Source organism: Streptomyces sp. NPDC046915 (assembly GCF_040644935.1).
Taxonomy (GTDB): Bacteria; Actinomycetota; Actinomycetes; order Streptomycetales; family Streptomycetaceae; genus Streptomyces.
The window spans coordinates 204,040-215,159 of sequence record NZ_JBEYXB010000017.1; the positions used below are offsets into that span (position 1 = coordinate 204,040).

At 70.2% G+C, this 11,120-nt stretch carries 8 protein-coding genes; 6 read left to right on the plus strand and 2 right to left on the minus strand.

Annotated elements, in window-relative coordinates; genetic code table 11:
* Positions 1 to 22 precede the first annotated feature (22 nt).
* Complete coding sequence (locus ABZ915_RS35730) at positions 23 to 736, plus strand: hypothetical protein (RefSeq protein WP_361812011.1); 714 nt, start codon at positions 23 to 25, stop codon at positions 734 to 736.
* 73 nt (positions 737 to 809) lie between these two features.
* Here ABZ915_RS35730 and ABZ915_RS35735 read toward each other — a convergent pair whose 3' ends face one another.
* Both ABZ915_RS35735 and ABZ915_RS35740 read right to left on the minus strand, forming a co-directional pair.
* Complete coding sequence (locus ABZ915_RS35735; protein WP_361812014.1) at positions 810 to 2,867, minus strand: glycoside hydrolase family 31 protein; 2,058 nt, start codon at positions 2,865 to 2,867, stop codon at positions 810 to 812.
* A gap of 167 nt (positions 2,868 to 3,034) precedes the next feature.
* A complete protein-coding gene (locus tag ABZ915_RS35740) occupies positions 3,035 to 4,048 on the minus strand; it encodes a LacI family DNA-binding transcriptional regulator (protein ID WP_361812017.1) in 1,014 nt (337 codons plus the stop codon).
* 254 nt (positions 4,049 to 4,302) lie between these two features.
* Here ABZ915_RS35740 and ABZ915_RS35745 point away from each other — a divergent pair, with 254 nt between their 5' ends.
* From ABZ915_RS35745 to ABZ915_RS35765, 5 genes are all read left to right on the plus strand, one after another.
* On the plus strand, positions 4,303 to 5,112 hold the full coding sequence (locus ABZ915_RS35745; RefSeq protein ID WP_361812019.1) for an endo-1,4-beta-glucanase: 810 nt from the start codon (positions 4,303 to 4,305) through the stop codon (positions 5,110 to 5,112).
* A 921-nt stretch (positions 5,113 to 6,033) separates the two neighbouring features.
* Positions 6,034 to 7,968: an acyl-CoA dehydrogenase family protein gene (locus ABZ915_RS35750; RefSeq protein WP_361812022.1), complete on the plus strand. Its 1,935-nt coding sequence runs from the start codon at positions 6,034 to 6,036 to the stop codon at positions 7,966 to 7,968.
* Positions 7,969 to 8,137: 169 nt separating this feature from the next.
* Positions 8,138 to 9,409 carry a 1-deoxy-D-xylulose-5-phosphate reductoisomerase gene (gene dxr / locus ABZ915_RS35755; protein WP_361812025.1) on the plus strand — a complete coding sequence of 424 codons (1,272 nt, stop codon included), beginning with the start codon at positions 8,138 to 8,140 and terminating at the stop codon, positions 9,407 to 9,409.
* 8 nt (positions 9,410 to 9,417) lie between these two features.
* The gene (locus ABZ915_RS35760) at positions 9,418 to 10,707 is read left to right on the plus strand and encodes a site-2 protease family protein (protein ID WP_361812040.1); all 1,290 of its coding nucleotides are present in this window, start codon (positions 9,418 to 9,420) and stop codon (positions 10,705 to 10,707) included.
* A 170-nt stretch (positions 10,708 to 10,877) separates the two neighbouring features.
* Positions 10,878 to 11,120: flavodoxin-dependent (E)-4-hydroxy-3-methylbut-2-enyl-diphosphate synthase (locus tag ABZ915_RS35765; protein WP_359863214.1), on the plus strand; the 243-nt coding region annotated here is incomplete at its 3' end.

An 11,120-nucleotide genomic window follows, 5' to 3' on the forward strand; every position in this document is an offset into this window, starting at 1 on the left:
CCCCACCCATGGAAGGGACACCATGGCAACTCGCACGCTGCGCAGGATCACGATGGCCGTACTGGCCCCGGCGATGGCCCTCGGCGCCACCGTCGGCCTCGCCTCCGCCCCCGCCTCGGCCGCCGTCTGGAGCTCCTGCGACCAGTGGGGCAACACCACGCTGAACGGCTACACGCTCTACAACGACATCTGGGGCTCCGGAGCCGGCAGCCAGTGCATCTGGGCGAACTCCGGCACCAACTGGGGCGTCAACGCCAACCACCCCAACACCGGCGGCATCAAGTCCTACCCGAACGCCAAGAAGGTGGTGAACAAGTCGATCACCTCGCTGTCCTCGCTCACCAGCAGCTACAACGTCACGGTCCCGTCCTCCGGCGCGTACAACACGTCGTACGACATCTGGGACACCGGCTACAAGTACGAGATCATGCTCTGGGTCAACAAGACCGGAGCCGTCGGCCCCCTCGGCACCTCGCAGGGCAACCTGACGCTCGGCGGCCACACCTGGACCGTCTACAAGGGCAACAACGGCTCCAACGACGTCTTCTCGTTCGTCCGCACCTCGAACTCCACCTCCGGCACGGTCAACGTCCTGCCGATCCTGAAGTGGATCAAGGACACCAAGGGGTGGTTCGGCAACGTGACCATCGGTGACGTGCAGTTCGGCTTCGAGATCACGTCCTCGTCCGGTGGGCTGAACTTCACCACCAACAGCGAGACCGTCAGCAGCAGCTGAGCCGCTCCCGCACATACCGGTGCGGCCGGTCCCTCCCCTACGGGACCGGCCGCACCTCCGCATCCGGGGACGGCTACTCCGCTACCGGCAGCCGTGCCCCGTCCCGCAGGAACAGCGGGATGCGGTCCAGGGGGGCGTCGACCGTCACGGTCGTACCGCCCTCGTACGTCGCCCCGGTCCACGCGTCCGTCCAGCGGGCGCCCGCCGGGAGGTACGTCGTGCGGGCGGTGGCCCCCGCCGTCAGCACCGGGGCGACCAGCAGGTCCCGCCCGAACAGGTAGGCGTCGTCGACCGACCAGGCCGCCTGGTCGTCGGGGAACTCCATGAACAGCGGCCGCATCACCGGCAGCCCCTCCTCGTGCGCCTCCCGCATCACGTCCAGGACGTACGGCTTGAGGCGCTCGCGCAGCCGCAGGTACCGCTCCAGGATCGCGCCCGCCTCCTCGCCGTACGACCACACCTCGTTGGGGCCGCCGGTCATTTCGGGGCCCAGCGGCATGCCCGGGTCGCGGAAGCCGTGCAGGCGCATCAGCGGGGACAGCGCGCCGAACTGGAACCAGCGGACCATCACCTCGCGATACGCCGGGTCGTCCGGGTCGCCGCCGTGGAAGCCGCCGATGTCCGTGTTCCACCAGGGGATACCGGACAGAGCGGTGTTCAGGCCGGCCGCGATCTGACGGCGCAGGGTCGGGAAGTCCGTGCCGATGTCACCGGACCACAGAGCGGCGCCGTGGCGCTGACTGCCCGCCCACGCCGAGCGGTTGAGGGTGATCACCTCGTCCTCGCCGGCCGCCAGCAGGCCCTCGTGGAACGCGCGGGAGTTCTCGGCGGGGTAGATGTTGCCGACCTCCAGACCCGGGCCCGCCCAGTAGCGCAGGTTCTCCGAGAAGCCCGGCTTCAGCTCGGGCTCGCAGGCGTCCAGCCAGAAGGCCGTGATGCCGTACGGGTCCAGGTAGTTCTCCTTCACCCGGGACCACACGAACTCCCGGGCCTCGGGGTTGGTGGCGTCGTAGAAGGCCACCTGCACCGTGGCGGCGACCTCCTTGTCCGGCCAGTCGGCGTGCGCCATCGGGCCGTACTGCGTGCCGATGAAATAGCCGCGCTGCTCCATCACCGGGTGGTTCTCCGACAGCGGGGACACCGACGGCCACACGGACACCACCAGCTTGACGCCCATCTCCTCCAGCTCGCGGACCATCGCCGCGGGGTCCGGCCACTCCGCGGGGTCGAACTTCCACTCGCCCAGGTGGGTCCAGTGGAAGAAGTCGCAGACGATCGCGGCGAGGGGCAGCCCCCGGCGCTTGTACTCCCGTGCCACGGCCAGGAGTTCGTCCTGGGTGCGGTAGCGCAGCTTGCACTGCCAGAAGCCCGCCGCCCACTCCGGGAGCATCGGCGTCCGGCCGGTCACCGCGCTGTAGCGGCGCTGGCCGTCGGCCGGGGTGCCCGCGGTGATCCAGTAGTCGAGCTGGCGGGCCGAGTCCGCCACCCAGCGGGTCCCGTTGTGCGCCAGCTCCACCCGGCCGATCGCCGGGTTGTTCCACAACAGGGTGTAGCCGCGGCTGGAGGCGAGCACCGGGATGCCGACCTCGGCGTTGCGCTGCACCAGGTCCAGGACCAGGCCCTTCTGGTCGAGACGGCCGTGCTGGTGCTGGCCCAGGCCGTACAGCTTCTCGCCCTCGTAGGCGGCGAAACGCTGCTCCAGGCGGTGGTGGCCGTTGCCGACCGCCGTGTACAGACGGGAGCCCGGCCACCAGAAGTGGGCGCTCGCCTCGGCCAGCAGCTCGGACAGGTCGTCCGTGCGCAGGAAGCGGATCAGGCCCGCGGCGTCGACCTCCACCGTCAGCGCGCCGACCGTCAGCCGCGCCTCGCCGTCCCCGATCTTGACGGTGCTCTCGGTGGTGGGCGGGGTCTCCAGCAGGGCGCCCGGCAGGGCGTCGAGCACGGGACCGCCGAGCCGGGCCCGCACCCGGACCGCGTCCGGGCCCCACGGCTCGATGCGTACCGTCTCCTGGCGACCGCTCCACTCCAGCGCGCCGTCCCGCTCGCGGAACGAGCCGACGGTGGGGGAGGACTGCGCGAGGCTGACCTTGGGCCGCGCTGCGGCAGGCTGGTGTTCGGCAGGCTGATTCACGTGGCGTGCTCCTGGGGGAGTACCGACGGGGACTGGAGGCATGGGGGTGCCCTGGAAGGGGCGGCGCGTGTGACTCCGGGCCTGGAATTCCGGGCCCGGAATTCCGGCCGTGGCATTCGAGGCCCGGAACTACGGGCGTGGAACTCGGCTCCGGCGTGGAACTGTGGTCAGGAACCGGCCGGTGCCGGCCCGGAGCTCGCCCGTACGGTCAACTCGGGTGCGATCAGCACGACCTCGTCGTCTCCGCGGCCGTCCAGCTTGGCCACCAGGTGCTCCACGGCGTGCCGGCCCATCTCCTGCGCGGGGATGGCGACGGACGTCAGCCTGACGGAGGCCTGGACGGCGACCTGCTCCGGGCAGATCGCGACCACCGACACGTCCTCGGGCACCGCCCGGCCCTGCTGGCGCAGCAGGGCGAGCAGCGGTTCGACGGCGGACTCGTTCTGCACCACGAAGCCGGTGGTGGTGGGGCGTTCGTCGAGGATCCGGGCGAGGGTGACGGCCATCGCGTCGTACCCGCCCTCGCACGGGCGGTGCAGCACCCTCAGGCCCAGCTCCCGCGCGCGGGTGCGCAGGCCGTCGAGGGTGCGTTCGGCGAAGCCGGTGTGCCGCTCGTAGACCGCGGGGGCCTCGCCGATGACAGCGATGTCACGATGGTCCAGCTTCGCCAGGTGCTCCACGCACAGTGCGCCGGTCGCCGCGAAGTCCAGGTCGACGCAGGTCAGGCCGGTGGTGTCGGCGGGCAGACCGATGAGGACGGAGGGCTGGTCGGTCTGGCGCAGCAGCGGCAGCCGCTCGTCATCCAGTTCTACGTCCATCAGGATCATCGCGTCGGCAAGTCCGCTGCCGGTGACCCGGCGCACCGCGTCGGGGCCCTCCTCGCCGGTGAGCAGCAGGACGTCGTAGCCGTGCGTGCGGGCGGTGGTGGCCACCGCGATGGCGATCTCCATCATCACCGGCACGTACATGTCGGTGCGCAGCGGGACCATCAGCGCGATGATGTTCGACCTGCTGCTGGCCAGGGCGCGGGCGCCCGCGTTCGGGTGGTACCCGAGCTCCCGGATGCTCTGCTCGACCCGCTGCCGGGTGGTGGTGGAGATGGACCGCTTGCCGCTGAGGACATAGCTCACCGTGCTCGCCGAGACTCCGGCGTGCTGGGCGACCTCGGCGAGGGTGACCATCCAGCTCTCCAAGCTTTGTGAAGCGCTTCGACAGTGCGCGTTGCTGACAAGGGCGAGTGAGGGTGTATCGACAGTAGCCCCAGCGAGGGTGGGTGTCCATAGGTTGTCGAAGCGCTTCGACACCTATTTCACGAGCCGGGGTGTAGACGGAGGTGTCCGGTGTCCGCGGAAGGGCCCGCGGGAGTACGGCAACCTTTCGGCGGGCCGCGACCACAGGGAGGCGTTACACGAACCGTCCCTTGGAAGGACCCCTGATGCAACACCGCAGACCGCGCCTGTCGAAGAAGGCGAAGACGCTTCTCGCCGCCTCGGTCGCCCTGGCGGCCGCCGCGGGCGTCACCGTCGCGCAGGCCGGCGAGCCGAGCAAGAAGTGCACGGCCTTCGACACGATCACGCTCGGCAAGTACTACGTGAACAACAACCTCTGGGGCCAGGACAAGGGCACCGGCACCCAGTGCGTCTGGGACAACTCGGCGTCGGGTTCCACCATCTCCTGGGGCACGAACTACACCTGGGCGAACAACAGCAAGGGCACCGACTCGGACGTCAAGTCGTACGCCAGTACCGTCCTCGGCTGGCACTGGGGCTGGAAGGTCGACAAGGCGACCACCGGGCTGCCGATCCGGGTCGGCGACCGCAAGAAGGTCACCGCCAAGTGGAACTTCTCGCTCAGCTCCAGCCCGGGCACCATGAACGTCGCCTACGACCTGTGGCTGCACGCCAAGAACACCGCGGACTGGCAGGACCAGCCCACCGACGAGATCATGATCTGGCTCAACCACCAGGGCGGCGCGGGCCCGCTGGGCACCAAGTACGGCAGCGTCAGCCTCGACGGCGCCATGTGGGACATCTACCGGGGCAACATCGGCTGGAACGTCTACTCCTTCGTCCGCCGCGCCAACACCACCGGCGCCACCCTCAACCTGGACGACTTCACCCAGGCCCTGGTCCGCCGCCAACTCCTCACCAACGACAAGTACGTCTCCGGCATCGAATCCGGCACCGAGGTCTTCAAGGGCTCCGGCCGACTAGACACCAAGTCGTACTCGATCGACATCGGCTGACCAGCCCCTTGGCCGGACGGGCGAGGGACCCCGGTTCCAGCCTGTCCGGCACTTGGGGCCGAGGGTGCCCTGGCGAAGCGGGGGCGGGGACGCGGCCCTGGCAGGGTTCGGGGGGCAGTTCCCGGGGGTGCGGGGGCGGAGGCCCGCGGGGGTCCGGTTGGCGGTAGCCGCCAGTGGGGTGCCGGGGCGTAGCCCCGCGAGGGTTCGATACACGGTGGCCGCCGGTGAAGTGCTGGGGCGCCGCCCCGCAGGGGTCCGCGGGGTGGTGGCCCCTGGTGGGGTGCTGGGGCGTAGCCCTGTGGAAATTCGGCGGGCGTGGCCCGTGGTGGGGTGCAGGGGCATAGCCCCGTGGACGTCCAGGGGTGGGGCCCCGCGGGTTCTGGGGGCGGTAGCGCTTGGCGGGATTCGAGGGTGGAGACCCGTACCGTCCCGGGTGCGGCAGCAGCCCCTGTGGGGGTGCAGGGGCGAAGTCCCGCAGGGCGTGCGGGCGGCAGCTCCCGGTGGGGTGCAGGGGTGGGGCCTCGCGGGGTTTGGGGGCGGCAGCGCCTAGACGGATTCGGGGGTGGAGCCCCGTACCGTCCAGGGTGCGGCAGCCCCTGTGGGGGGCAGGGGCGGAGCTCCGCAGGGCGTGGGGGCGCTAGCTCCCGGGGGTGCAGGGGTGGAGTCCCGCGGGGGTCCTGGGGGCGGAGCCGCCGGTGGGGTTGAAGGGGCGGGAGCCCCTGGGGACGGGAAGGGTAGGGGCGGCGGGGGCGAGGAAACGGTCTGCGCGGACGACCCCGCAAGCCGCGGAGCGACGGGGTTTGGGCCGAACGGACGCGGTAGGACTGGTGGGCGCGGCCCGTTTCGGGTACCAACGATCCAGTAGCACTGGTCGGTAACGAACGGTCCGCAATCATCCCTCTTCGCGGCGAGGTGAGCCTCATGTCCGCCCCCAGCACCAAGAAACCCACCGTCACCGAACGCGAGGCCCGCCAGGTGGCGGAGGCCGCCCGGGAACAGGACTGGCGCAAGCCCAGCTTCGCCAAGGAACTGTTCCTCGGCCGCTTCCGGCTCGACCTCATCCACCCGCACCCGCTCCCCGCGGACGAGGACGCCCAGCGCGGCGAGGAGTTCCTCGCCAAACTGCGCGACTTCTGCGAGACGAAGATCGACGGCGCCAGGATCGAGCGGGACGCGCAGATCCCGGACGAGGTCATCGACGGGCTCAAGGAGCTCGGCGCGTTCGGCATGAAGATCGACACCAAGTACGGCGGCCTGGGCCTGACCCAGGTCTACTACAACAAGGCCCTCGCCCTGGCCGGCTCCGCTAACCCCGCGGTCGGCGCCCTGCTGTCGGCCCACCAGTCGATCGGCGTACCGCAGCCGCTGAAGATCTTCGGCACCCAGGAGCAGAAGGAAACCTTCCTGCCCCGCTGCGCCCGCACCGACATCTCCGCCTTCCTCCTCACCGAGCCGGACGTCGGCTCCGACCCCGCCCGGCTGGCCACCACGGCTGTGCCCGACGGCGACGACTACGTCATCGACGGGGTGAAGCTCTGGACGACCAACGGCGTGATCGCCGACCTGCTCGTGGTCATGGCGCGCGTGCCGAAGTCCGAGGGGCACAAGGGCGGGATCACCGCGTTCGTGGTCGAGGCCGCCTCGGAGGGCGTCACGGTCGAGAACCGCAACGCCTTCATGGGCCTGCGCGGCCTGGAGAACGGCGTCACCCGCTTCCACCAGGTCCGCGTCCCCGCCGCGAACCGCATCGGCCCCGAGGGCGCGGGCCTGAAGATCGCCCTGACCACCCTGAACACCGGCCGCCTGTCGCTGCCCGCGATGTGCGCCGGCGCCGGCAAGTGGTGCCTGAAGATCGCCCGCGAGTGGTCGGCGGCCCGCGAGCAGTGGGGCAAGCCCGTCGCGCTGCACGAGGCGGTCGGCTCCAAGATCAGCTTCATCGCGGCGACCACCTTCGCGCTGGAGGCCGTACTGGACCTGTCCAGCCAGATGGCCGACGAGGACCGCAACGACATCCGCATCGAGGCCGCCCTCGCCAAGCTGTACGGCTCCGAGATGGCCTGGCTGATGGCCGACGAACTGGTCCAGATCCGCGGTGGCCGCGGTTTCGAGACGGCCGCCTCCCTCGCGGCCCGCGGCGAGCGCGCCGTACCCGCCGAACAGATCCTGCGCGACCTGCGCATCAACCGGATCTTCGAGGGCTCCACCGAGATCATGCACCTGCTGATCGCCCGCGAGGCCGTAGACGCCCACCTCTCGGTCGCCGGAGACCTCATCGACCCCGACAAGACCCTGCCGGAGAAGGCGAAGGCGGGCGCGGGCGCCGGTGTCTTCTACGCCAAGTGGCTGCCGAAACTGGTCGCGGGCCCGGGGCAGCTGCCCTCCTCGTACAGCCAGTTCAAGCACGGCGTGGACCTCTCCGGCCACCTGCGCTACGTCGAGCGGCACGCCCGCAAGCTCGCCCGCTCCACCTTCTACGCCATGTCCCGCTGGCAGGGCCGGATGGAGACCAAGCAGGGCTTCCTGAGCCGGATCGTGGACATCGGCGCCGAGCTGTTCGCGATGAGCGCGGCCTGCGTCCGGGCCGAGCTGCTGCGCAGCCAGGGCGACCACGGCCGCGAGGCCTACCAGCTCGCCGACGCCTTCTGCCGCCAGTCCCGCATCCGGGTCGAGGAACTCTTCGACCGGCTCTGGCACAACACCGACGACCTCGACCGCAAGGTGGTCAAGGGCGTCCTCGGCGGCGCCTACGAGTGGCTGGAACAGGGCATCGTCGACCCGTCGGGCGACGGCCCGTGGATCGCCGACGCGACCCCGGGCCCCAGCGCACGGGAGAACGTGCACCGACCGGTCCGCTAGCTCAGCGGCTCAGCGGTAGCGGTACCGGCCGCCGGACACCGTGTCGACCAGAAGCAGGACCTGTTCGACGCGGTGTCCGAATATGGACAACAGGTGGAGAATCCAGATAAGGCACCCGCGCGAGGGACGCGCTGTCCTTCCGGCCGCCGGATGCGGCAACAATGGGGGGATGACCGACAGTCCCGCCAGTCCGGCGCCCCTCGCCGACCCGCACCTCGTCTACGACCCTCTCGCGGGGGACGGTCCCAAGGACGTGGTGATCCTCGGCTCCACCGGGTCCATCGGCACCCAGGCCATCGACCTCGTGCTGCGCAACCCCGACCGCTTCCGGGTGACCGCCCTGTCCGCGAACGGCGGCCGGGTGACCCTCCTCGCCGAGCAGGCGCACCGGCTGCGGGCGCGGACCGTCGCGGTCGCCCGGGAGGACGTCGTACCGGCGCTGCGCGAGGCGCTCGGCGCCCGGTACGGCACCGGTGAACCGCTCCCCGAGATCCTCGCCGGCCCGAACGCCGCCACCCAGGTCGCCGCCTCCGACTGCCACACGGTGCTCAACGGCATCACCGGCTCCATCGGCCTCGCGCCCACGCTCGCCGCCCTGGAGGCCGGCCGCACCCTCGCGCTCGCCAACAAGGAGTCGCTCATCGTCGGCGGCCCCCTGGTCAAGGAGTTCGCCAAGCCCGGTCAGATCATCCCGGTCGACTCCGAGCACGCCGCGCTCTTCCAGGCGCTCGCGGCCGGGTCGCGGGCCGATGTGCGCAAGCTGGTCGTCACCGCCTCCGGCGGCCCGTTCCGTGGCCGTACGAAGGAGCAACTGGCCGGTGTCACGGTCGAGGACGCCCTCGCGCACCCCACCTGGGCCATGGGCCCGGTGATCACGATCAACTCCGCGACCCTCGTCAACAAGGGCCTGGAGGTCATCGAGGCGCACCTGCTCTACGACATTCCCTTCGACCGCATTGAGGTGGTCGTGCATCCCCAGTCGTATGTCCACTCGATGGTTGAGTTCACGGACGGATCGACACTGGCCCAGGCGACGCCCCCCGACATGCGGGGGCCGATCGCCATCGGTCTCGGCTGGCCCGAACGCGTCCCCGACGCGGCGCCCGCCTTCGACTGGAGCAAGGCCTCCACCTGGGAGTTCTTCCCGCTCGACAACAACGCGTTCCCCTCGGTGAACCTGGCGCGCCACGTGGGTGAGCTCGCGGGCACCGCCCCCGCGGTGTTCAATGCGGCCAACGAGGAGTGCGTGGAGGCGTTCCGCACCGGCGCGCTGCCGTTCAACGGGATCATGGAGACCGTCACCCGGGTGGTGGAGGAGCACGGCACGCCGGGGACGGGAACTTCACTCACGGTGTCGGACGTCCTCGAAGCGGAGACCTGGGCGCGGGCCCGGGCCCGGGAACTGACAGCGCAGACGGCGACCGCGGAGGCGCGTGCATGACGACCCTGATGTTCATCCTCGGCATAGGCGTCTTCGCGCTCGGACTGCTGGTGTCCATCGCCTGGCACGAGCTGGGGCACCTCTCCACCGCCAAGCTCTTCGGCATCCGCGTGCCGCAGTACATGGTCGGCTTCGGCCCGACCGTCTGGTCGCGCAAGAAGGGCGAGACGGAATACGGGTTCAAGGCGATCCCGATGGGCGGCTACATCCGCATGATCGGCATGTTCCCGCCCGGGGACGACGGCCGGATCACCGCGCGCTCCACCTCGCCGTGGCGCGGCATGATCGAGGACGCCCGCTCGGCCGCCTTCGAGGAGCTCCAGGACGGCGACGAGACCCGCCTGTTCTACACGCGTGCCCCGTGGAAGCGGGTCATCGTGATGTTCGCGGGTCCCTTCATGAACCTGATCCTCGCGGTGGTGCTGTTCCTCACCGTGCTGATGGGCTTCGGCATCACGCAGCAGACGACCACCGTCAGCTCGGTCTCCAAGTGCGTGATCTCCCAGACCCAGAACCGCGACACCTGCAAGAAGTCCGACCCCGAGTCCCCGGCCGCCGCCGCGGGCCTCAAGGCGGGCGACAAGATCGTCTCCTTCGACGGGATCAAGACGGACAGCTGGAACAAGCTCTCCGACCTGATCCGCGCCAACCCCGACAAGACGGTGCCCATCGTCGTCGAACGCAAGGGCCACGAGCTGACCCTGCGCGCGACGCTCGTCGAGAACCAGGTGGCGAAGAAGGACTCCCACGGGCAGATCGTCAACGGTTACACCTCGGCCGGTTTCCTCGGTTTCAGCGCCGCCAACGGCGTCGTGCGCCAGGACTTCGGCGAGTCGGTGACCTGGATGGGCGACCGCCTCGGCGAGGCCGTCGACTCCATCGCGGCCCTCCCCGGCAAGATCCCCGCCCTGTGGAACGCCGCCTTCAACGACGCCCCCCGCCAGCCCGACTCCCCGATGGGCGTGGTCGGCGCGGCCCGGGTCGGCGGTGAGATCTTCACCCTCGACATCCCGCCCACCCAGCAGCTGGCGATGTTCGTCATGCTGGTCGCCGGCTTCAACCTCTCCCTCTTCCTGTTCAACATGCTCCCGCTGCTCCCGCTCGACGGCGGGCACATCGCGGGCGCCCTGTGGGAGTCGCTGCGCCGGAACCTGGCCAGGGTGCTGCGCCGGCCGGACCCGGGTCCGTTCGACGTGGCGAAGCTGATGCCGGTGGCCTATGTGGTGGCCGGGATCTTCGTCTGCTTCACCATCCTCGTGTTGATCGCGGACGTGGTTAACCCGGTGAAAATCTCCTAGCCACGCAGCGTTTCGAGGCGGCCCGGAACCCTGTGTTCCGGGCCGCCTCCCATTGAGTGGGTTTACGGGTGGGATGTGCTGGGGCGCCGGGCCGTGCCGTAATCTCGAAGCCTGGAGCCCGATGCCTGACGGGACCGGATCTTGATCCACGACTTGGGGTTGCACAGCAGATGACTGCGATTTCTCTCGGCATGCCGTCCGTTCCGACCAAGCTCGCCGAGCGCCGGAAGAGCCGGCAGATCCAGGTCGGATCCGTGGCGGTCGGCGGGGACGCGCCGGTGTCGGTGCAGTCGATGACGACGACCCGTACGTCCGACATCGGCGCCACGCTCCAGCAGATCGCGGAACTGACCGCGTCCGGCTGCCAGATCGTGCGGGTCGCCTGCCCGACGCAGGACGACGCGGACGCGCTC